We start from the raw sequence: 24260 nt of genomic DNA, 5'->3' as shown, positions 1-24260 counted from the left end.
ATACTATTTATATTATTTTTTATTCATTTTTTGTTGAGCCTCAGCCTGCTCCATCATTTCACGCATTTTCTTCTGAAACTTACCTTCTTTCTTAGGTTTCGTTTTATTTTCTTGAATTTTAGCATGTAACTTATCATTATCAACAATATAATTCTTGATAACAAACATAATTCCGATGGTAATTAAATTTGAAATAAAGTAATACAAACTCATTCCTGATGCATAATTGTTAAAGAAAAACAACATCATTAATGGTGAAATGTATAACATTATTTTCATCATTTTTGTCATATCTGGCATACCTTCTTGTGGTGGAGCTGCCATTTGTTGATCTCCAGTCGTCATTTTCATATAGAAGAAAATTGCTAAAGATGCTAAAATTGGGAACAAACTCACGTGATCTCCGTAGAAAGGAATCTTAAATGGTAACTGATAAATATTATCATAAGATGATAAATCATCTGCCCATAAGAAACTTTTTTGACGTAAATCGAATACTGAAGGGAAGAAATAAATTAATGAGTATAAAATAGGAATTTGTAATACTGCTGGAATACAACCAGCCATAGGATTAACCCCTGCTTTACTATATAACGCCATTGTTTCTTGTTGGCGTTTCATTGCATTATCTTTATATTTTTCGTTAATTTCTTGTATTTCAGGACGAATAATTTTCATTTTAGCCTGCGACAAATACGACTTATAAGTAATTGGCGACATGATTAAACGTACCAATATAGTAAAGAAAACAATTGCAATACCGTAAGGCATAAAACCTGAAATGAAACCAAAAACAGGAATAAAGACAAATTTATTTATCCAACCAAATATCCCCCAACCCAATGACATTACTTCATCTAAGTTGCGATCATACTTATTTAAAATTTGGTATTTAGCAGGTCCGTAATACCAATTCATTTCATAATCTAACTTTCCGTTTTTGAATTCTAAAGGTAATTTAGTTACAAAATTTTTAGTATAAACTGTATCGATATCTTCGTTTGCAACTAAATTTTCAGAAGTAAAACTAGCTGTTTTAAACGCTTCGTTTGTTAATAAAATAGTTGTAAACAAATGTTGTTTGTAAGCAATCCAAGTTACATCTTCAGCAGTTGCATCTGATAATTTTTTCTGAGCATTTAAATAATCGTCTTTACCATTTTCATACTCAAAACTAACTTCAGTATAACGATTTTCGTAAGAAATACTTTTCTCATTTCTATACGTTTTCATTTGCCATTCTAAATCTAAAGGCTTTGATGTGTTTACCACATCTTCTAATCCTTGAGAACGAATTGCAAAATCTAACATGTATTCGCCTGGTTTTAAAACATAACGATATTCTAAAAACTGATTTGGACCCGCTTTTAGTTGCATTGTTACAACCTGATTTTCGCCTTCTTTAGAAACTTTAGGTTCAAAAAACAAATCAGTTGTATGTAAAACTCTGTTATCTTTTGTATTTAAAGTAAGATCAAAATTAGCATTGTTGTCTTTAATTAGTTGAACTAATTGTTTTGAATCTTTATTAAATTTTTCGAAACCTAAAATTGTAGCTTCAGTAATAAAACCACCTTTATTAGAAATTTTAAGTGCTAAAACATCATTCTTTACTTCAGTAAATTCATCTTTCGCTGAAGGTAAAGTAGCTGAATATGCAAAAGAGCCTAATTCTTTTTGAGCATTTGCTACACTTAATGAATCGGTAGGGTTTGTAGTTACAACTGTAGCTGTTTTATTTACTTCCGCTTCAATTTTTTCTGTTTTAGCTTTTTCTTCTTGAGCTTTTACCTCTTCTGGTGTAGGAGTGTTTGTATACATCATCCATACCAAAAGACCTGAAATTAAAACAAATCCAACAATAGACTTAATGTCTAACTTTTTTTCTTCCATTTAATTCGAGTTCAAAAGTTTAAGGTTTAAAAGTTTAAAATGACTTAAACTAAAAACTTTAAACCAATTATTTATTTTTATGTTTTACAGCGGCTTCAACCAAACTTACAAATAATGGGTGTGGATTTGCTACTGTACTTTTATATTCTGGGTGATATTGTACACCAATAAAGAACGGATGGTTTTCAATTTCTACAACTTCTACTAAACCTGTATCTGGATTTACACCAGAAGCTTTTAAACCAGCTTTTTCTAATTCATTTAAATATTCCCCGTTAAATTCATATCTATGACGGTGGCGCTCCATAATTTCTGATTTCCCATAAATTTTGTTTGCCAACGTATTTTCTTTCAAACTACATTTCCATGCACCTAAACGCATAGTTCCCCCCATATTTTCAATATTCTTTTGCTCTTCCATTAAATTAATAACCGGATGAGCAGTCACTTCGTTCATTTCAGTTGAATTTGCATCTTCATATCCTAAAACATTTCTTGCAAACTCAATAACTGCCATTTGCATTCCTAAACAAATACCTAAAAACGGTATATTATTTTCTCTTGCATATCTTACAGTTTGAATTTTACCTTCAATACCTCTACTTCCAAAACCTGGAGCAACAAGTATGCCGTCTAATCCTTTTAACTGTTCTTCTGCCGTTTTGGCATCTAAAAATTCTGAATGTACAGACACAACATTTACTTTTGTCTCATTTGCAGCTCCAGCATGAATAAACGCCTCTAAAATTGATTTATAAGAATCTTGTAATTCTACATATTTACCAACTAACCCAATTTTTACTTCGTGTTTAGGATTTTTCAATCTGTGTAAGAACTCATTCCATTGATTTAGATCAGGATTTTGTTGTTCTGGTAATCCTAATTTCTTTAATGCTACTTTATCTAAACCTTCTTCCAACATTAAATTTGGAACATCATAAATAGTAGAAGCATCAATTGATTGAATTACGGCTTCTTTCTTAACATTACAGAATAAAGCTAATTTTTGACGTAAATCATCTGACAATTCATGTTCTGTTCTACACACTAAAATATCAGCTTTTATTCCACTCTCCATTAATGTTTTTACAGAATGTTGTGTAGGTTTTGTTTTTAACTCACCAGCAGCAGCTAAATATGGTACTAATGTTAAATGAATTACAATTCCGTTTTCTTCACCTAATTCCCATAATAATTGACGAACCGATTCGATATAAGGTAATGATTCAATATCACCAACAGTACCTCCAATTTCTGTAATAACAATATCAAAATCGCCTGATTTACCAAGCAATTGCATCCTTTGTTTAATTTCATTTGTAATATGAGGAACAACTTGAACCGTTTTTCCTAAAAACTCTCCACGACGTTCTTTCTCAATTACAGATAAGTATACTCTACCAGTTGTTACATTATTAGCTTGTGAAGTTGGAACATTTAAAAAACGCTCATAATGTCCAAGATCAAGATCCGTTTCAGCACCATCATCAGTAACATAACATTCTCCATGTTCATAAGGATTTAATGTTCCTGGGTCTACATTAATATAAGGGTCAAACTTTTGAATTGTTGTTCTGTACCCTCTAGCTTGTAACAATTTTGCCAAAGAAGCTGCAATAATTCCTTTCCCTAAAGAAGAAGTTACACCTCCTGTAACGAAAATATACTTTGTTTGATTCATTTTGTTGTTGTGTTGTTGTAGTTAAAAACGGGGCAAAGATAACATTAATTAGTCAATGTGCCAATTATGTATTATTACAATTAATAATTTTATAAACATAAAAAAAGCCGATTCAAAAATCGGCTCTAATTTATTTTTTATTCTTCTGTAATTCCTATTTCGTTTATCTCGTTTTGAGGACGTTTTGGATCTGGACCATATTGATTTTTACCATTTGTTCCTTCAGTTACATAAAAAACTAACATAACAATTCCTCCAATATATGGAATAAAACCAATTAGATAAAACCAACCGCTCTTATTAGAATCATGCAATCTTCTTACACTTACTGCTAAAGACGGAAAGAAAATAAAAAGAAAGTATAAAATGATAAAACCAAGTGGAATATATGTTATTGCAGATGAACTGTCGTTAAATGCAAATGCAGTTAAACCAAAAAAGAAAGCCAATACAAAAATGGAAGTAATATTTAATAATTGGAACATCCAAAATTCCTTTCTTCTAGCTCTTCCTTCAAAATTTGTGTAATTTTCTAAAACTACTTTTTTCCACCAATCTAAAGCTGTAAACTCGCTTTCTTGTTTTTGTTGCATCATGATTTATTTTTTAATGAGTAAAATTTATATAGTTTCAAAAATAAAATTATTTTATTAATTTTCTTACTAAATCTTCTAAACCATTTAATTTTATTTCATAAACAAGAGCCAATTGCTCTCCTAATTTACCTTTTGGAAAACCTTTTTGTTTGTACCAAACTATGTAATATTCGGGTAAATCTATAATAAAACGCCCCTCGTATTTTCCGAAGGGCATTTTGGTATTTGCTAATTTTATAAGTTCTTCTTTATCTGTCATTTATATAACCTAAGAAATTAATTGGCTTGTTTTACTGTAAAATCAGAATCGTAGTACTGAATATAAATAGCATCGTTCATCCAAACACCATTTTCTTTTACATAATGAAAACCATTTTCGGCACCTTCTGTCGCCACTTCTTCAACTGATTTAACAAAACCTTCTGGCTGACAAATTCTTAATAAAGTATCGAAAGTAACATCAAAGCCTTTAGAAGTATAAACATTAGGATAAACTCCGTTTGCACTTCTTAGTTTTTCAATTGTTACTTTATCTTCCATACGGTATGGTTCTTTTGTATAAGAAGGATATAATAATTGTAAATCGACTAAATTTTGCATGTTAATTTCTTCATAGTTTAATGAATCATATAATTCAAATACCACTAATTGTAAATCGAATTCTTTTTTTAATTTCATTAAAATTGATGAAACCGACATAATTTGGCTCGACTTCTCAGAATCTAGAATTACAAAATTCTTTTTACCTGGGACCATTTTAGCTTTAAGCGTTTCATAAGTCACACTTCCTTTATCATCAACTTCAGGAAACTTAACATATGAATATTGTGAAACTAGAAGTTCTTTTGAAGCATTTTTCTTTGGACTAATTACCGCAACGATATTTCCATTTTTCTGATTTAAATAATCAAATAACTTTCTTACAATCGTTTGTTGCGATGGCACTGCATTAAATAAATTATCATAAGGTTTACTTAACTCTTTTGACAATGGTGAAATTACCGGAATATTGTATTTTGATAATAATTGAGCTGCTGTTTCGGCATGAGAATTTACAAATGGACCAATTACCGCATCTACATTTGAAAAATTATTACTTGAAATTATTTGAGAAATATTAGATGAATTTTTAGAACTTTCAACATCTAAAATTTTTACATTCACTGGAAACCCCATTTTTTTTGCAGAATCTATCGCAACTAAAGCTCCTGAATAAAAATCTAAAGTAAGATTTAAAAATTTACTGTTTTTTATATAATCTTTTGTTGATTTTGTAGAATCGGCTTGAATTTTAGAAATGTTAAATGGAATCAACATTACCAATTCCTTTTGAGTAGTATAATCGATACTATTTAAAAGATTTGCCTTAGGTTTTTCAACTGCAAAAGTATTTTCAATCTTAATTTCTGAAGGAAGTTTTAATTTCATTCCTTCTTTTAAACCATAATTTAATTCAGGATTTAAACTAATAAGATCGGAAGCAGAAATATTAAATTGCTTACAAATACTAAAAAGTGTTTCACTTTGTTTTACGATGTATAAATTTTCATCGTTATTGATTTGAGTAACAGCAACCTGACTTTCTTTTTAATTTTAATCGTATCGCCAATTTTTAAACCTTCTTCTTTAATTTGAGGATTTAAACTTTCTAACTCATTTACCGAAACACCATATTTTTTAGAAATACTGTATAATGTTTCTTGAGTTTTTACTACGTGCGTAGAAACCGAAGCAGAACTTTTAACTTCTTGAACTTCAGAATAATCGACTCCCGATGAAGGCTTATACGTTTTTGAAACAATTAAATCTTGTCCAATTTTTAAGCCATTCTTTTCAACTTCAGGATTCCATTCTTTTAAATCGGCAACAGATACACTGTATTGTTTTGCCAAACTAAAAAGGGTTTCTTTTGGTGCTACCTTGTGAGTTTTTAAATCTGAGGCACTCTCATTGTTTTGACCTTCAGTTGTATTAACAGTACCGTTTGGAATTAACAAAGTTGTATTTTCTTTTATACCATCTTTAGCATCAGGATTTAACCTATAAATATCAAATGGTGTAACATGATATTTTTTTGAGATTGAATAAACAGTTTCTCCTTTTTCAACCAAATGCTTTTTGTAAGGATCTTGCTTAGCAAATAATACTGCAGAATTTAAAAAGATAAAAAATACAACTTTAGCTAATTTCATATTGTTAATTTAATTATTCCCATTCAATAGTTGCGGGCGGTTTAGAACTGATATCATAAACAACTCTATTTACACCTTTAACTTTATTAATAATTTCGTTTGATGTTTTCATTAAAAACTCATAAGGTAAATGCACCCAGTCGGCCGTCATACCATCTGTTGATTCAACTGCTCTTAATGCCACAACTTTTTCATAAGTACGCTCATCTCCCATTACTCCAACGCTATTTACAGGAAGTAAAATTGCACCAGCTTGCCAAACTTTGTCATACAAACCGTGTTCTTTTAATCCGTTGATAAAAATAGCATCAACTTCTTGCAATATACTAACTTTTTCTGGAGTAATATCTCCTAAAATACGAATTGCTAATCCTGGACCTGGAAAAGGATGTCTTCCTAATAATTCATCATCTATTCCTAAAGTTTTCCCTACGCGACGCACCTCATCTTTAAATAACATTCTTAAAGGCTCTACCACTTGTAATTTCATAAAATCAGGTAAACCACCTACATTATGGTGCGATTTAATTGTAGCAGAAGGTCCTTTTACAGAAATTGATTCGATAACATCTGGATAAATTGTTCCTTGTCCTAACCATTTTACATCTGTTAATAAATGTGCTTCATCGTCAAAAACTTCAATAAACACACGTCCGATAGCTTTACGTTTTGCTTCAGGATCTTCTAACCCAGCTAATGCGTCCAAAAAGCGTGCCGAAGCATCTACTCCTTTAACATTTAGCCCCATATCTTTATATTGATGTAATACTGCATCAAATTCATTTTTACGTAATAAACCATTATTTACGAAAATACAGTATAAATTTTCACCAATAGCTTTATTTAACAAAACAGCAGCAACTGTAGAATCTACACCTCCAGATAAACCTAAAACAACTTTATCGTTTCCAATTTTTTCCTTTAATTCAGCTACAATATCTTCAACAAATGCATTTGGTGTAAAACTTTGTGGCACTTCAGCAATTTTAACCAAGAAATTTTCTAACATTTGTTTCCCATCAGTTGAATGATAAACTTCTGGATGAAATTGAATTGCATAAGTTGTTTCGCCTTCAATTTTGTACGCAGCATTTTCAACATCTTTTGTACTTGCTAAACGCACACCGTTTTCTGGCAAAGCTTTAATTGTGTCTGAATGACTCATCCAAACCTGACTACCAATATTAACTTCTTCAAAGAAAACCTCATCTCTTTTTATATAAGACAAATTAGCTCTTCCATACTCGCGAATATTTGAAGGAGCAACTTCTCCACCTGAAAAATGTGCTAAATATTGTGCACCATAACAAACCGCTAATAACGGCATTTTACCTCTAATTTGAGATAAATCAGGATGTGGCGCATCTTCAGCACGAACTGAAAATGGACTTCCCGACAAAATTGCCGCTTTGAAAATTGATAAATCTTCTGGCGGATTATTGTACGGATAAATCTCGCAAAATATATTTAACTCTCTTACTCTACGCGCAATTAACTGCGTGTATTGTGAACCGAAATCTAAAATTAAAACGTTGTGTTGCATTGTTGTTGTTTGTTGTTAATGGTTTATTCCATTTTTGTCATTAGCTTCGCTCTGTTCGGTTTCACCTCGAGTTTGAACGAAGTGAAAAATCTCATAAAGATGCTTCGACAAGCTCAGCATGAAAATCCTATTAATATTCAAAAATTCCGTATTCGGAAGTTATTGTTAATTTTTTCTCAGTAGAAGCTTCTACTCTACCTACAATTTGAGCATCAATGTTAAACGATTTTGAAATAGCTATTATATCTTGAGCGATTTCTTCATTTACATATAATTCCATTCTATGTCCGCAATTGAATACTTGGTACATTTCTTTCCAATCTGTTTTTGATTGTTCTTGTATCAATTTGAATAATGGTGGAACTGGAAACAAATTATCTTTTATCACGTGAACGTCGTCTACAAAATGAAGCACTTTTGTTTGTGCACCGCCACTGCAATGAACCATTCCGTGAATATCTTGAGAATTGTATTTTTCTAAAATCTTTTTGATAACAGGCGCATATGTTCTCGTTGGAGAAAGCACTAATTTACCAGCGTCAATTGGACTATTTTTAACCTCATCTGTTAATTTTGTTTGTCCAGAATATACTAATTCATTTGGGACAGAAGCATCAAAGCTTTCCGGATATTTTTCGGCTAAATATTTAGCAAAAACATCATGACGAGCCGAAGTTAATCCGTTACTTCCCATTCCGCCGTTATATCCTTTTTCGTAAGTTGCTTGTCCGAATGAAGCTAAACCTACAATTACATCTCCAGCTTGAATATTTGCATTATCTATAACATCTGAACGTTTCATTCGAGCCGTAACAGTAGAATCTACAATAATGGTACGCACTAAATCGCCAACATCGGCAGTTTCTCCACCGGTTGAATGAATAGTAACACCGTATTCTTTTAAATCAGAAATTAATTCTTCGGTTCCATTTATAATTGCAGATATCACTTCACCTGGAACTAAATTTTTATTACGCCCAATAGTTGAAGACAACAAAATATTATCGGTTGCACCTACACAAAGTAAGTCGTCGATATTCATAATCAATGCATCTTGTGCAATGCCTTTCCAAACAGACAAATCTCCAGTTTCTTTCCAATAAAGGTAAGCCAAAGATGATTTTGTACCCGCACCATCAGCATGCATAATGATACAATAATCGTTGTCGTTTGTTAAATAATCGGGAATAATTTTGCAGAAAGCTTTAGGGAATAATCCTTTATCGATGTTTTTAATAGCATTATGAACATCTTCCTTTGAAGCGGAAACCCCTCTTAGATTGTAGCGTTTGCTATTTTCAGAGCTCATGAAATAGTGTGTTGTGTTGTGAGCCGCAAAGATAGTTTTTATAATTAGAATTTAGAAATTAGTAATTAGAAAAAATTAAAAGAAAACCAAGATTTTACCTAAATTTTAAATTTTAACCTTGTGAATTCCATTTGTTTCATCACTTTCTCTATATAAAAACTGAACCTGATTTACTTTGTATAGCGTATAACATTCTTCTTTTTTAGCTTCAGTTGAATATACTACCTCAAATTCATCTTCATTTAATGTTTCCGGATTGTTTAATCTTACAAAAACAGTATCATTTTCAACCACAGCATTAGTTAACACAACATGTAAAATATTACTATCAACTATTACCTTAAATGGTACATCATTATCTTCAACATCTTTAATTGTTAATTGCTCTTTTAAATAAATAGAATCAGTAAATACATTTTCTAACGTAGTTTCATCTATTAAATCTATGAACAGAGAAGGCGAAGATGGCGCATCTACATTATCACAATTATCGTTACAACTAACAATTATTACTACTAAAATTGGTATTATATAACTAATATATTTTTTCATGAATATTTTCTTTAGATACTGAAACAAGTTCAGCTTGACAAAAATAGTGATTTTACTTACTTAAAATTTCAATTTCTACTCTACGATTAGCAGCAGCTTGTTCTTCTGTCTCTTCAGGAATTGGATAAATTGGTTGTGAAGTTCCAAAACCAGTAACGGTAACTCTATCTTGTACAATTCCTTTCCACATCAAAAATCTTCGTATTTGTTTTGCTCTATCTAAAGATAAGTTTCTTCTATCTAAATCGACACAACAAATATGACCTTGAATTTGAATTTTTAGTGATGGATTATTTTGTAAAACAAACAACAAATCGTACATCGCAGCTTGAGACTCTGGAGTAGTTTGAAAAGTGTTTTGAAAGAAATTAATATTTTTCAAAGTAATTTTTGTTCCCACTTTTGCCAGTTTTACTTTTTGAAACAAAGGCATATCGTCTGTAATTGGAATTTCCTCAATCTCTAAACCAAGTACTTCGTTTTCTTTTTCGAGGTCTTTTTCTTGCAGATAAAAAATTGAAGCCCTTCTGTTTTTTGCCTTTATTTTATCTCTTTGAAACTTTTCTCCAAAACTGATAGTTTTAAAATCTTCTCGAATAGTTACTCTATTTTTAACCTTAGAAAAAATATAATGTACTCTATTTTGAGATAATGTATCGTTAGCTTGAGTAGTTCCTACTTCATCTGTAAAACCATGAATTGCTAAAATTTTAGATTTAGAATTCTCACTAATCCATTCTTCTAGCCTTATATTCTCAGTATTATTTAGTTCGTATTTACCTGAATCGAAATAAAAAGATATAGTATCTTGACTATATCCTAAACTGAAAAATAAAAAGAAAATACTATAAAAAATATGTTTTTTCATAATTACCTACGAAGTAACAATATTTTATTAAAAGAAAAAAATCCTATTCAAAATTAATTGAATAGAATTTTTTAAAAATTAGAAATTAAACTACACTATTATCTTAAGAATAATAATTCTCTATATTTTACTAGTGTCCACATTTCGTCGTCTACTAATAATTCTAATTTATCAGCGTGGTAACGAATTTCTTCAAAATATGGTTTTACTTTATTACAATAAGCTTCTGCCATTTTTTCTACACTTGAAAGATTGTTAGCTTTTTTACGCTCTTCAATCATAGCTTCAGTTTTACTGTTAATTCCTTCAATGTGCTCAGAAATTTCTTTGATAAGTGTCATTTGCTCTTTTGCTAATTTATCGAAGTCTTTACCAAAAATTTCTTTTAAACCTTTTACATTTTCAATTAATGTATTTTGGTATTTAATAGCTGTTGGAATTACATGATTACGAGCGATATCACCTAAAACTCTACCTTCAATTTGAATACGTTTTGCATATTCTTCTAATTCAATTTCGTAACGAGCTTCTACCTCAACATGGTTCATAATTCCAAGTTCTTCAAATAAAGCAATTGCTTTTTTAGAAACCTTAGCTTTTAGAGCTTCTGGAGTAGTTTTATGATTACTTAAACCACGTTTTTTAGCTTCTTTTTGCCATTCATCGCTATAACCATCTCCTTCAAAAAGAATAGCTTTTGTTTGTTTAATATATTCTCTTAATACATTAAAAATAGCTTCGTCTTTCTTTAAATCTTTTTTCTCAATTAAAGCATCAACTTCTGCTTTAAAATCCATTAATTGTTTTGCAACAATTGCATTTAAAGTTGTCATTGGATTAGCACAGTTAGCCGTTGAACCCACTGCTCTAAATTCAAATTTATTACCTGTAAATGCAAATGGAGATGTTCTATTTCTATCTGTATTATCTAATAAAACGTCTGGTAATTTACCAACAACATTTAATTTTAAATCTGTTTTTTCTTCTGGAGATAATTTTCCTTTAGAAACACCTTCTAATTCGTTTAAAACTTTCGTTAATTGGTCACCTATAAACACTGAAATAATTGCTGGTGGTGCTTCGTTTGCTCCTAATCTATGATCATTACTTGCCGATGCAATAGAAGCTCTCATTAACTCTTCGTAAGTATAAACCGCTTTAATTGTATTGATAAAGAAAGTTAAGAACTGTAAGTTACTCATTGGCGTTTTACCTGGACTTAATAAATTAATTCCAGTATCTGTTGCCATAGACCAGTTGTTGTGTTTTCCAGAACCGTTTACACCTTTGAATGGTTTTTCGTGCAATAATACTTTTAAATCGTGACGTTCGGCAACTTTTTGCATTACATCCATTAAAAGTGAATTGTGGTCAACTGCTAAGTTAGTTTCTTCAAAAATTGGAGCTAACTCAAATTGACCTGGAGCCACCTCGTTGTGACGCGTTTTAACAGGAATACCTAATAACATACACTCGTTTTCTAAATCACGCATGTAGTTAAGTACTCTTGTAGGAATAGAACCAAAATAATGATCATCTAACTGTTGTCCTTTTGCAGCAGTATGCCCTAATAAAGTTCTACCTGTAGCTAATAAATCTGGCCTAGCAGTAGCTAATGATTTATCTACTAAGAAATATTCTTGTTCCCAACCTAATGTTGGAGTTACTTTTTTAACGTTTTTATCAAAATATTTAGCAACTGCAGTAGCTGCCTCATCAATTGAATTTAATGCTCTTAACAAAGGTGTTTTGTTATCTAAAGCTTCACCAGTATAAGAAACGAAAATTGTAGGAATACATAAAGTTGTACCATAAATAAACGCTGGAGATGTTGGATCCCATGCTGTATAACCACGAGCTTCAAAAGTATTTCTAATTCCACCATTTGGAAAAGAAGAAGCATCTGGTTCTTGTTGCACTAATTGACTTCCACCAAATTTCTCAACAGGATCACCTCCATCAAAAGAAGTTTCAAAGAAAGCGTCGTGCTTTTCTGCTGTAGTTCCAGTTAATGGTTGAAACCAGTGTGTGTAGTGCGTTACACCTTTAGAAAGTGCCCACTCTTTCATTCCCATTGCAACATATTCTGCAACATTACGATCTATTTTTGTTCCGTATTGCGTTGCATTTTTTACTGCCTTGTAAGCATCTGGAGTTAAATATTGTCGCATTGTTTTATCGTTAAAAACATTGCTACCAAAAATCACTGATTTTTTGTCTAATTTTTCAACTGAAACTGTTTTTCTTGATGCAGTTTCTGCTAATGCTTGAAAGCGAAGTGTTGCCATGAAAATAATTTTTAAATTAATACCCTTAATTTTTCGGTACAAATATATAAAAAATCAATACAATCGACAAAATACCCCTAAAAAAATAGGGTCTAATTTAATTTTTATTATTTTTACATCATGAAAAATGAAAAATTACACATGATTATGCTTGGTTGTACTCCAAAAGGACGCTTAACAGAGCAACACGATATTTTTTTCGGAATTGCACCTACCCTTTCTGAACTTAAAACTGACATGTATGATTTTTGGCCTGAGGCTGAAAAACAAATGCACATTGATGCTTGGCAAGAAGTAACACAAGTAAATGACTATAAAATTTAAGTAATTTGTAGAAATGAATTCATCGAAAATCCTTTAAAATTATTCTTCATTAATTTAGGAGGCTACCAACCAGGACAGTTTGAAGAGTTTCATCACAAATTATTAATTGTTGCTACTTCTAAAAGTGAAGCTATAAAAAAAGCTAAGCAAAGTACTTTTTATAAAGAGTTTGGTTTTAAAGGAGCCGAATCTCATATCGATGACCAATATGGAGTTGATATTGACGAAATTTACAATATTGAAGACATTCTCTTAAAAAAGTTCAAATCGCAATTTGCATTAAAAATTTCTTTAAATACAAGTACGGAAGATAAATTGCATATTGGATATTTAAAAATGAGTAAACTATAATAAAAAAGGCAGTTAAATAAACTGCCTTTTTAAAACCAAACTCCAACCAACTATTGTGAAATTTTCACAATATCTTTTTCTTTTATATTATAAAAAGTCGTTACAGCATTATAATCACTAAAATCAACAGCTGCAGCCATTTTGTTTCCGTAGTAACCTGGAATCACAACTACTCTAAAAATTTGATCAAATTTAAAAGCATTATCTAAACCTGCTAAATCATAACCAAACAAATTAATTTGGGCATCATAAATTGTAAAATCGTTTGAGTAACCAAAGTCTACAGTTCCGTCATTAAAATAATATGTTTCAGGTAATAATTTCCAAACATCTCCAGCTGAACCATAATCCGCTAATCGATAAACTAAAATCATATCTGAAGTATACGTTGTGTGCGGAAAGTCTAAAAATACACTATATCCATTTCCAGAATGTAAATCCACATTTGTATATTCCCAAACTTCACTTATTGTATCATTATCATATCCATTATCAACAACATGAGTCTCTTCTACTGTACAACTTGTTAGCGATATCATCCCGATAAAAGCTAATATTAGAGTAATTTTTTTCATAACCTTTAGTATTTATAATTTCACTTATTATACCATTACCAATTGTCGTGCCATTTTTTTTAACCAAACAAAGAATACTGATAATAATCATCTTTTATTTCTATTATAATGAGTAATTTCATTCTATAAAAAATTTAATTATGAGACGCCAAAGTATTATAGAAGCCGTTATTGATAAACAAAAAGAGTTCTTAAAAACACTTGTAAAATCTGTATCACAATATAAAGTTGCTTCCGATATCGATGAAGACGACACCATCGATCCTGAAGACTTTTCACATCAAACTGAAGCAAAAGAAATGCAACTTCGATTAGAAGAGCATTTAAAGGAAGAAGAAATAAAATTATCAAAACTTGAAAAGAGTATTGATAATGAAAAATTATTACGAATAATTATTTCAGATAAAACAATATTATTATTAGGAATATCAATTCCTAAATTTGAAATTGATTCAAAAATTTGCATTGGGATTTCTGAAACTGCGCCTATATTTCAAAAAATTAACTCCTTAACTATTGGTGATGAATTCAGAATATTACAGTCTGATGAAAAAGTACTTTCTATCCTTTAGAAAATTATATAACAAATACCGAAAATATTATAATGAGTAAATAATCATTCACTAATAAATTTGTAGTATAAAAAATTCACATTATGAAAACTACAAAAATTTTAGGAACAGTATTGTTACTAGTTGGTTTATACACTGGGTATTTAGGAATGCAAAAAGTCAATAATAATTCAGCCGAAATTAAAGCATTAGGAGTAGAATTAGATGTTTCAAATGAAAATGGAAAACAAGAAGGTTTTATATATTTAGGTATAGGAGCTGTACTTGTTTTTGGCGGAGCCTATTTAACAGGTAAAAAATAAAAAAAGCCATTCTTTAGAATGGCTTTTAATTTTTATATAAATATTATTACATATTACGTCTGTATTGACCACCAACTTCAAATAAAGCTGAAGTAATTTGACCAAGTGAACAAACTTTAGCAGCTTCCATCAATTGCTCAAAAATATTTTCATTTTGAATAGCTGCCGCTTGAATTTTTTCAATTTGAGATTTTACTTGCGTTTCTTTTGCTTTATGTAAATTCTCTAAAGTTGAAATTTGGAATTGTTTTTCTTCTTCCGTTGCACGAATAACTTCCGCAGGAATTACAGTAGGCGAACCTTTTGAACTTAAGAATGTATTTACACCAATAATTGGGAATTCACCAGTATGTTTCAAAGTTTCATAATACAATGATTCTTCTTGAATTTTACTTCTTTGGTACATAGTTTCCATAGCACCCAAAACGCCGCCACGTTCGGTAATTCTATCGAACTCAGTTAATACAGCTTCCTCCACTAAATCGGTTAATTCTTCTATAATGAACGAACCTTGAATTGGATTTTCGTTTTTCGCTAAACCTAATTCTTTATTAATAATCAACTGAATTGCCATAGCTCTACGAACCGATTCTTCTGTTGGTGTTGTTATCGCTTCATCATACGCATTAGTATGCAACGAATTACAGTTGTCGTAAATTGCATATAAAGCTTGTAAAGTCGTACGAATATCGTTGAAATCAATCTCTTGAGCATGTAACGAACGACCAGATGTTTGAATGTGATATTTCAACATTTGTGCTCTTTCGTTAGCTCCGTATTTATTTTTCAAAGCTTTCGCCCAAATTCTTCTCGCTACACGACCGATTACTGCATATTCAGGATCAATACCATTAGAGAAGAAGAATGATAAGTTTGGACCAAAGGCATTGATATCCATTCCTCTACTTAAATAATATTCCACATACGTAAATCCGTTTGCTAATGTAAACGCTAATTGCGTAATAGGATTGGCTCCAGCTTCGGCAATGTGATACCCTGAAATCGAAACCGAATAGAAGTTACGCACATTCTTTTGAATGAAATATTCTTGAACGTCACCCATTAAACGCAGTGCAAATTCCGTTGAGAAAATACATGTATTTTGCGCTTGATCTTCTTTTAAAATATCGGCTTGAACCGTTCCACGAACTTGCGCTAAAGTTTCTGCTTTAATTTTAGCATAAACATCAGCAGGTAAAACTTGATCACCTGTTAATCCTAAAAGCATCAATCCTAAACCGTCGTTTCCTTCTGGTAACGCTCCATTATATCTTGGTCGCGTTAACCCTTTATCGTCATAAAGTTCCTTTTTCTTTTTCTCAACCTCAGCTTCTAAACCATTTTCTTTGATGTATTTTTCACAGTTTTGGTCGATAGCGGCATTCATAAAGAACCCTAGCAACATTGGCGCTGGTCCGTTGATAGTCATGGAAACTGAAGTAGCCGCGTGACTTAAATCGAAACCAGAATACAATTTCTTAGCATCGTCTAAACAACAAATCGAAACTCCAGCATTACCAATTTTTCCGTAAATATCCGGACGTAAATCGGGATCATTACCATATAAAGTAACCGAGTCAAATGCAGTTGACAAACGTTTTGCCGGCATTCCTAAAGAAACATAATGGAAACGTCTGTTAGTACGTTCTGGACCGCCTTCTCCCGCAAACATACGCGTTGGATCCTCTCCTTCACGTTTAAACGGATACAATCCTGATGTAAACGGAAATTCTCCTGGTACATTTTCTTGTAAACACCAACGTAAAATATCGCCCCAAGCTTGGTATTTTGGCAACGCTACTTTTGGTATTTGTGTGTGAGAAAGCGATTCTGTATGCGTTTGAATTTTAATTTCTTTATCGCGAACTTTAAATGAATAGATAGGATTTTTGTATTTGTTTACTTTTTCATCCCAAGTTGTAATTACTTCCCAGTTGTAAGGATCTAGATTCATTTTTACACGATCGAATTCCGCTAAAAGCATTTTAACGAATTGTTCATCTGCTTTTGTTTTGTTTTCGATTTCAATTCCCGATTTTGTAATTACTGGTAAACTTCCAGTTACTGATTCAATCGTTTTGAAAATTCCGTATAATTTTTGAGCAACTTCAACTTGTGTTACAGCAGTTGCATCGTAATTTCTATTGTTTTCTGAAATTTCAGATAAATATCGTGTTCTATTTGGTGGAATAACAAAAACCTTTTCACTCATTTCTTTCGTAATCTCGAAAGTTGAGTTTAAATCGGCATTTGTTTTTTCTACAATCTTATCCATAATCGCTTTGTAAAGCGAATTCATTCCTGGATCGTTAAATTGTGAAGCAATCGTTCCAAAAACAGGCATTTCATCTGGATTTTTATCCCAAAGATTATGATTGCGTTGGTATTGTTTTTTTACATCACGGATTGCATCTAAAGCACCACGCTTGTCGAATTTATTAAGGGCTACTAAATCCGCAAAATCTAACATATCGATTTTCTCTAATTGTGTTGCTGCACCAAATTCAGGAGTCATTACATATAAAGAAGCATCTGAATGATCTAAAATTTCAGTATCAGATTGACCAATACCTGAAGTTTCTAAAATGATTAAATCGTAATTCGCAGCTTTTAAAACTTCAATTGCTTCTTGAACGTATTTTGATAATGCAAGATTCGATTGACGAGTTGCCAATGAACGCATATAAACTCGAGAATTGTTAATCGCGTTCATACGAATTCTATCGCCTAATAAAGCACCTCCTGTTTTACGTTTTGAAGGGTCAACAGAAATTAAACCGATTGTTTTTTCTGGAAAATCAATTAAGAATCGACGAACCAATTCATCTACTAATGATGATTTACCAGCACCACCCGTTCCTGTGATTCCTAAAACTGGAATATTTTTCGTTTTATTTTCAGCATGAATAGCATCTAAAACTTCTTTCGCATTTTCAGGGAAATTTTCCGCCGCTGAAATAACACGCGCAATTGCAAATGGATTTTTATCCTTTAATTGATTTACTTCACCATTCAAATGATCTCCTACAGGGAAATCAGATTTTTGAACCAAATCGTTAATCATTCCTTGCAAACCTAATTCACGTCCATCATCTGGCGAATAAATCTTAGTAATCCCGTAAGCATGTAACTCTTCTATTTCAGAAGGAAGAATTACGCCGCCGCCGCCGCCAAATATTTTAATATGTCCAGCTCCTTTTTCTTGAAGCAAATCATACATATATTTAAAATATTCGTTGTGACCTCCTTGATACGATGTCATAGCAATTGCATTTGCATCTTCTTGAATAGCGGTATTTACAACTTCTTCTACACTTCTATCATGCCCTAGGTGAATAACTTCACATCCTGTAGATTGAATAATTCTACGCATGATATTAATCGCTGCATCATGTCCGTCGAAAAGTGAAGCTGCTGTTACAATTCTTACTTTATTTTTAGGAATATAAGGTTGTTGTTGTTCCATTTGTAATTTTCTGTAAAATTTGGTCGTGCAATTTACGAATTTAATAAAATTTATACTAGACAAATTCTTTAATTTTCATTCCCGTAAAAAAGGCACTATATTTGGTAACTATTGAAAGTAAAATACAATATTATGACAAAAAAAATCTTTATTAGTTTATTCGCTTTTACGCTTTTTGGATGCGCTGAAATGCAACAAGTTTTAGACCAAATGCCACAAGGAACTACTGGTTTAACACAAGCTGAAATTGGAAATGGATTAAAAGAAGCTTTAAATAATGGAATTAGCAAACAAGTTTCTAAATTAACTGCAACAGATGGTTTCTTTAAAAATGAAGCAGTAAAAATTTTACTACCTGAAGAATTACAAAAAGTAGATAAAACTTTGCGTGATTTGGGAATGAGCAAATTAGCTGATGAAGGTTTAAAAGTAATTAATAGAGCTGCCGAAGATGCTGTAAAAGAAGCTACTCCAATTTTTGTTGATGCGGTAAAACAAATGACTTTTAACGATGCTAAAAATATTTTACTTGGAAACGATAGCGCTGCTACTTCCTATTTACAAAACACTACTTCAAAAGCATTGTACGCAAAATTTAATCCAGTTATTAAAAACTCATTTGCTAAAGTAGGTGCCGACAAAATTTGGAATCAAATTATAACAAAATATAACTCAGTTCCCTTTGTAACTAAAGTGAATCCTGATTTAACAGATTACACAACTAACAAAGCAATGGATGGTGTTTTCAAAATGATTGCTGTTGAAGAGAAAGATATTCGTAATAATTTTGCTTCTAGAACGTCAGATTTATTGAAAAAAGTTTTCGCTTTACAAGATTAATTTTAGTTCTTGTAATCAATTTTTTACAATGAAAACGTTTTCGTAAATTTTTACTAATCATTAAGTTATAAATAACAATTTATTAACATAACTTGTTAAAAATTAGACAGATATTTGTACTGTAATAAATGATTTCTCATTTGGTTAGGGTTAGTTAAAAAATCAGCTTCGGAATTGTCGCCGGAGCTTTTTTTATGCAATTTTGTGATGTATTGCTTTAAAATATTCGAAAGCTTTAACTAATCGAGAACCATACCAACTAAACATTTCGCCATCTACAAAAATTGTCTTGGCATGATGTGTAAATCGTCCTATCTCGAATGCATGCTCATCTTTAAAAGGATAAGGTTCTGAAGACAATAAAACTAAATCGGGATCGCCCTCAAGTCTAATTTTCTTTAACTCAATTTCAGGATAACGACCTTCTTTTGTTTCATAAATATTGGTAAACTTATTCAGTTTTAATAATTCGTTTATAAAAGTTTGGTTTCCAGCCACCATAAATGGATTTGCCCAAATAAAGTAAGCAGCCTTGTTTTCTTTTTTGTCTTTTATAAAATTCTGAAAATCTTGTAGTCCAAAGTTAATTTTATCAATCCACTTTCTTGCATTTGTTCGTTTATTAAACAATTCGCCAAAGTCGTGAATCATTTTATTATTATCTTCAACAGTGTAAATATCAGTTACCCAAACAGGACAAATTTGTTGTAATGCTGATACAATTTCCTTTGTATTTTCTTCCTTATTACAAATAATAATGTCAGGTTGAAGTTCTTTTATTTTATCGAATTTTACATTTTTGGTTCCTCCAACAATAGTTTTTGTCGATTTAAAGTGAAATGGATGCACGCAAAATTTGGTAATACCAACTATAGCATCTTCTAAACCTAAATCGAACAACAATTCAGTTTGCGAAGGAACTAAAGAAACGATTCGCTTTGGAACAGTATCAAAAGTGTGTTGATTTCCTATTTGGTCGATAAATTTTTGTTTCACGTTTCAGGTTATTTTAGTTTAAAATTAAACCTTTAACTTAGAACTTGAAACTAAAATGGTTTCCATTTCCATTTGTAATTTCAACGCCTCTTCTCTAGCCTTTTCTTCAAAATCAGTTCCATTTGATGCATAAATAATTCCGCGAGATGAATTGATTAATAATCCAACATTTTCTGCTAAACCATATTTACAAACTTCGGCTAAACTTCCACCCTGAGCACCAACACCTGGAACTAACAAAAACTAGTTGGAACAATTTTTCTAATTTCAGTAAAATATTCTGCTTTTGTTGCCCCTACAACATACATTAGATTTTCAGAATTTTTCCAAGATTTTGAAGTTTCTAAAACTTGTTTGTATAATTCTTTTCCATCAACATTTTTGGTTTGAAAATCGAAAGCACCTTCATTAGAAGTTAAAGCTAATAGTATAGTATGTTTATTTTCAAATGCTAAAAAAGGTTCCACAGAATCTTTACCCATATAAGGAGCAACGGTAACACTATCAAATTGTAAATCTTCAAAAAAGCTTTCGCATACATCGTTGAAGTATTTCCTATATCGCCACGTTTTGCATCGGCAATTGTAAAAATTTCAGGATATTTTTCGTTGATATAGTTAATTGTCTTTTGAAGTGATTGCCATCCTTTTATTCCATAAACTTCGTAAAAAGCTGTATTTGGTTTGTAAGAAACACATAAATCGTGTGTGGCATCAATAATAGCTTTATTAAATTCAAAAATTGGATCTTCAAGTTCTAATAAATGTGATGGTATTTTATTTAAATCTACATCTAAACCAATGCATAGAAATGATTTCTTTTTCTGAATTTGTTCGTAAAGTTGTTGTGTTGTCATGTTGTTGTTTTATGCTTGCAAATTTACAAATGCATTGTTTATCTATAAAATTTAATTGAAATTTTGTAAAACAAATAATTCTTTAGTAAATAACTTTGCTTTAATATTTGTAAATTTACAACTAATCAAACACTATATGAAGCTATTCTTAAAAGTAGACCAAAACTTTTTAGCCAATAAAATATTAGCCGAAAAGCTTGATAGTTACAACCTTAAATATACTTTAGTTAATGCTACGGAAGTTCTATTTTTAGAAAATGTTCCTTCAGAAACCTATGCCGAAATTTGTAAAACTTTAAACGAATATGGTTTTGAGGTTATTGAAAATCAAAAAAACATATTGGTACAAAGAATAAAAGATTTAATTACAGAAGTTGTTCAAAAGAAGAAGCTTTAAATGTAAAATTTTCTTCTTACTTATCTGATAATCTTGGACATAGTTACGGCTATTTATCTAATTTATTTTCAGAAGTAACATACACTTCTATTGAAAACTTCATCATTTTACAAAAAATTGAAGTAGCAAAGCAATTAATTGCTAATGAAAAAATGAGCTTAACAGAAATTGCATTTCGATTAAATTATTCGAGTGTAGCGCACTTAAGTTCACAATTTAAAAACACAACTGGAATTACACCTTCTGCATTCCAAAGAATAATTAAAAAAAGAAGAGAATTAATTAACAACTCTATAGTTTAGTTTTATGCTAAAAGACTTCACCCTAATTACATTAGCAGACGACGATGAAGACGATCGTTTACTTTTTACAGATGCTTTTGATGAATTAAAAATAAACACTGTTGTCAATACTTTTAACAACGGTCAATTATTAATGGATCATTTGAACAATCCCGAAAGTGTTTTGCCACATATTATCTTTTTAGATTTAAATATGCCTATAAAAAACGGAATGGAATGTTTAGCTGAAATTAAACAAAATGACCGATTTAAAGATATTGCAATTGCTATATATTCTACTTCTTCATCTGAAGAAGATGTGGAAAACACATTTGTTTTAGGAGCTAATGTTTACATAAAAAAACCATCAGATTTTAATACTTTAAAAGAAGTTTTAAATGATGTTGTAACGGTAAACTGGCAATACTATACTTCTGGTTTAAATAAAGATAATTTCTTATTGCGTTTATAATGTTTGATTCTAGTTATTTTAATTCTTTAAGGTTTGTTCGTAATATTTTTTATGTAGCATTATTTATTCTTATAGTTCTAGCTTCTGTTACTTACAGACATTACCAAGAACTTGAAAACATGAGTGCCGCCATACAAAAGCGCTATGAAATTTCTATAGAACTAGAAAAACTAATTTCTTATATAAAAGATGCCGAAACTGGTGATCGTGGATTTACTTTAACTAACGATTCTACATTTTTAGAACCTTATCTTAATGCTCGAACAAGAGTTAACCAATCTTTTAACAAATTAAAAATTGCTACTCGTAATAATAAAAAACAACAAGAGCATTTAGGTAATATTTTCAACTTGGTAGATCGTCGTTTTGTTTATTTTAAAAAACAATTTTCAACCGGAAGAGAGTTTCGCGACAATCTTAAGCATGGAAACGCAATTATGGATTCGTTGCGAACTGAAGTAAATGAAATGATTCGTTATGAAAAAAGTTTGCTTCAAAAAACAGGTAAAATATATGAATTAAACAGTTCTAATTCTCCTTTAATACTTTTCTCATCGTTCTTAATTTCGATATTAATAATTGTTTTAGGTTATTTTAGAATTTCCAAAAACTATTCGAGACTTTTAGCTACAAATGCTCAATTACGTATTTATGATGAATCTAGCAAACAAGCAGAAATACTGGGAAAATATGGAAGTTGGCGGTATAACATTGATACTGAAGAATTCTATTTTTCCGAAAATTATTACCGTTTATTTGGCTACGAACCAAATGAAAAAGGAGTTTCTGTAGATAATTTTATCGCTTTAATACATCCTGAAGACAGAGAAGCTACACTAAATAATTTCGAGAAAAGTAAAAAATCGTTACAAAATCCTCCTTTTCCTTTCCGAATTTTTAAAAATGAAACACACGATGTTCGTTATTTAAGAACAAAAAGTAGAATGATTAAAAATCATGATGGAACCAAAACATTATTAGGTGCTACTAGAGATATTACTGAAGAATATGAAACTACTCAAATTATAGAACAACGTAATTTTGAATTGGAAAAAACGGTTAAAGAATTAACGGAGTTTAATCATGTTGCGAGTCACGATTTACAAGAACCTCTTCGAAAAATTCAAACTTTTATATCTCGAATCGAAGAAAAAGAGCAAGAAAACTTATCGGATAATGCTAAAATTTATTTTGAAAGAATTAAAAATGCAGCTTCGAGAATGCGAATTTTAATCGACGATTTATTACAATATTCTAGAACAAATAGAACAAAAAATAATTTTGAAACTGTCGATTTAAACACAACCATAGAAAACTCGATTGTAGAACTTTCGGAATTAATAAACGATAAAAATGCTACTGTAAACTATGACTTTTTACCTACAATTAATGGTGTAGAGTTTCAATTAACCCAACTTTTTATCAACATCATTAGTAATAGTTTAAAATATGCAAAAGAAGATGTAGCGCCTATTATTTCAGTTTCTAGTGAAGAAATTAATGCTAAAGACGATGCCAATTTAAACAGTAAAGAAAGTAAGCCTTATTACAAAATAACATTTACAGATAACGGAATAGGTTTTGAACAAGAACATGCCGAAAAGATTTTCAATTTATTTCAACGCTTACACGGAAAAACAGATTATCCAGGAACTGGTGTTGGACTCGCCATTTGTAAAAAAATTGTAGACAATCATAATGGTTTTATCTTCGCTAAAGGAGAACCAAATGAAGGCGCAAGTTTCAGTATTTACTTCCCAAAATAATATTCTTTATTTATACAAAAAAGCTTAAAGCACTTGAGAAATCAGGTGCTTTTTTATTGCCAATGGAAATTTTATAAGAATGCATTAAAATTTTATAACAAGATAAGCTCTTGCAATTCTGAAATTTGTAATGTAATCAA

Annotated in this window: 20 protein-coding genes and 2 pseudogenes; 7 read left to right on the top strand and 15 right to left on the bottom strand. The window is 30.8% G+C overall.

The genetic code is table 11. The annotated features are described in order from the left end of the window. Positions 1–12: 12 nt before the first annotated feature. The 11 genes from yidC to GCU34_RS02150 all read right to left on the bottom strand — a co-directional run bounded on the left by yidC (position 13) and on the right by GCU34_RS02150 (position 12922). Positions 13–1893: a membrane protein insertase YidC gene (gene yidC, locus GCU34_RS02200; RefSeq protein ID WP_072785501.1), complete on the bottom strand. Its 1881-nt coding sequence runs from the start codon at positions 1891–1893 to the stop codon at positions 13–15. Positions 1894–1960: 67 nt separating this feature from the next. Beyond that, positions 1961–3574 carry a CTP synthase gene (locus GCU34_RS02195; protein ID WP_072785503.1) on the bottom strand — a complete coding sequence of 538 codons (1614 nt, stop codon included), beginning with the start codon at positions 3572–3574 and terminating at the stop codon, positions 1961–1963. 137 nt (positions 3575–3711) lie between these two features. Then, on the bottom strand, positions 3712–4170 hold the full coding sequence (locus GCU34_RS02190) for a DUF805 domain-containing protein (protein WP_227658720.1): 459 nt from the start codon (positions 4168–4170) through the stop codon (positions 3712–3714). A 46-nt stretch (positions 4171–4216) separates the two neighbouring features. After that, positions 4217–4429: a DUF3820 family protein gene (locus GCU34_RS02185; protein WP_072785505.1), complete on the bottom strand. Its 213-nt coding sequence runs from the start codon at positions 4427–4429 to the stop codon at positions 4217–4219. Between the two features lie 17 nt (positions 4430–4446). Further along, positions 4447–5598 carry a type 1 periplasmic-binding domain-containing protein gene (locus tag GCU34_RS02180; RefSeq protein ID WP_152378499.1) on the bottom strand — a complete coding sequence of 384 codons (1152 nt, stop codon included), beginning with the start codon at positions 5596–5598 and terminating at the stop codon, positions 4447–4449. 101 nt (positions 5599–5699) lie between these two features. Then, positions 5700–6362: a LysM peptidoglycan-binding domain-containing protein gene (locus GCU34_RS02175; protein ID WP_152378341.1), complete on the bottom strand. Its 663-nt coding sequence runs from the start codon at positions 6360–6362 to the stop codon at positions 5700–5702. A gap of 13 nt (positions 6363–6375) precedes the next feature. Further along, a complete protein-coding gene (gene guaA, locus GCU34_RS02170) occupies positions 6376–7905 on the bottom strand; it encodes a glutamine-hydrolyzing GMP synthase (protein ID WP_072785508.1) in 1530 nt (509 codons plus the stop codon). 130 nt (positions 7906–8035) lie between these two features. Then, a complete protein-coding gene (locus GCU34_RS02165; protein WP_072785510.1) occupies positions 8036–9214 on the bottom strand; it encodes an AIR synthase related protein in 1179 nt (392 codons plus the stop codon). 105 nt (positions 9215–9319) lie between these two features. Next, positions 9320–9766: a hypothetical protein gene (locus tag GCU34_RS02160; RefSeq protein ID WP_072785511.1), complete on the bottom strand. Its 447-nt coding sequence runs from the start codon at positions 9764–9766 to the stop codon at positions 9320–9322. A gap of 52 nt (positions 9767–9818) precedes the next feature. Continuing rightward, entirely contained in the window at positions 9819–10634 is an 816-nt protein-coding gene (locus tag GCU34_RS02155; RefSeq protein ID WP_072785513.1) for an OmpA family protein, read from the bottom strand. Between the two features lie 98 nt (positions 10635–10732). Then, the gene (locus GCU34_RS02150; RefSeq protein ID WP_072785626.1) at positions 10733–12922 is read right to left on the bottom strand and encodes a glutamine synthetase III family protein; all 2190 of its coding nucleotides are present in this window, start codon (positions 12920–12922) and stop codon (positions 10733–10735) included. Positions 12923–13042: 120 nt separating this feature from the next. On the opposite strand from GCU34_RS02150, the gene GCU34_RS13795 reads away from it, so the two are divergent. Next, the gene (locus GCU34_RS13795; RefSeq protein WP_227658719.1) at positions 13043–13246 is read left to right on the top strand and encodes a DUF1543 domain-containing protein; all 204 of its coding nucleotides are present in this window, start codon (positions 13043–13045) and stop codon (positions 13244–13246) included. A gap of 401 nt (positions 13247–13647) precedes the next feature. Here the strand turns inward: GCU34_RS13795 and GCU34_RS02140 are convergent, their stop codons facing one another. Next, a complete protein-coding gene (locus GCU34_RS02140) occupies positions 13648–14172 on the bottom strand; it encodes a hypothetical protein (RefSeq protein WP_072785514.1) in 525 nt (174 codons plus the stop codon). Between the two features lie 140 nt (positions 14173–14312). Between GCU34_RS02140 and GCU34_RS02135 the strand changes: the two genes are divergently transcribed. Both GCU34_RS02135 and GCU34_RS02130 read left to right on the top strand, forming a co-directional pair. Next, entirely contained in the window at positions 14313–14744 is a 432-nt protein-coding gene (locus GCU34_RS02135) for a hypothetical protein (RefSeq protein WP_072785515.1), read from the top strand. Positions 14745–14827: 83 nt separating this feature from the next. Further along, positions 14828–15046 carry a hypothetical protein gene (locus tag GCU34_RS02130; RefSeq protein WP_072785516.1) on the top strand — a complete coding sequence of 73 codons (219 nt, stop codon included), beginning with the start codon at positions 14828–14830 and terminating at the stop codon, positions 15044–15046. A gap of 46 nt (positions 15047–15092) precedes the next feature. Here GCU34_RS02130 and GCU34_RS02125 read toward each other — a convergent pair whose 3' ends face one another. Beyond that, positions 15093–18512: a methylmalonyl-CoA mutase family protein gene (locus tag GCU34_RS02125; protein ID WP_072785517.1), complete on the bottom strand. Its 3420-nt coding sequence runs from the start codon at positions 18510–18512 to the stop codon at positions 15093–15095. A 132-nt stretch (positions 18513–18644) separates the two neighbouring features. On the opposite strand from GCU34_RS02125, the gene GCU34_RS02120 reads away from it, so the two are divergent. Beyond that, entirely contained in the window at positions 18645–19352 is a 708-nt protein-coding gene (locus tag GCU34_RS02120; RefSeq protein ID WP_072785519.1) for a DUF4197 domain-containing protein, read from the top strand. A 192-nt stretch (positions 19353–19544) separates the two neighbouring features. Here GCU34_RS02120 and GCU34_RS02115 read toward each other — a convergent pair whose 3' ends face one another. Next, positions 19545–20348: an ABC transporter substrate-binding protein gene (locus tag GCU34_RS02115; RefSeq protein WP_072785521.1), complete on the bottom strand. Its 804-nt coding sequence runs from the start codon at positions 20346–20348 to the stop codon at positions 19545–19547. Positions 20349–20372: 24 nt separating this feature from the next. Next, positions 20373–21204, bottom strand: a pseudogene (gene pyrF, locus GCU34_RS02110) (orotidine-5'-phosphate decarboxylase). 136 nt (positions 21205–21340) lie between these two features. On the opposite strand from pyrF, the pseudogene GCU34_RS14360 reads away from it, so the two are divergent. The 3 genes and pseudogenes from GCU34_RS14360 (at position 21341) to GCU34_RS02095 (ending at position 24120) form a co-directional block, all read left to right on the top strand. After that, positions 21341–21903 (top strand): annotated as a pseudogene (locus GCU34_RS14360) (helix-turn-helix domain-containing protein). A gap of 4 nt (positions 21904–21907) precedes the next feature. Beyond that, positions 21908–22354, top strand: a complete 447-nt coding sequence (locus tag GCU34_RS02100; protein ID WP_072785527.1) for a response regulator — start codon at positions 21908–21910, stop codon at positions 22352–22354. Continuing rightward, entirely contained in the window at positions 22354–24120 is a 1767-nt protein-coding gene (locus tag GCU34_RS02095; RefSeq protein WP_072785529.1) for a sensor histidine kinase, read from the top strand. Before GCU34_RS02100 ends, GCU34_RS02095 begins: the two co-directional genes overlap by 1 nt. The last annotated feature ends 140 nt before the right edge of the window (positions 24121–24260 follow it).

The sequence above is a fragment of the Flavobacterium haoranii genome, from assembly GCF_009363055.1.
GTDB lineage: Bacteria > Bacteroidota > Bacteroidia > Flavobacteriales > Flavobacteriaceae > Flavobacterium > Flavobacterium haoranii.
This window is presented reverse-complemented; position numbering and strand designations above follow the sequence as displayed.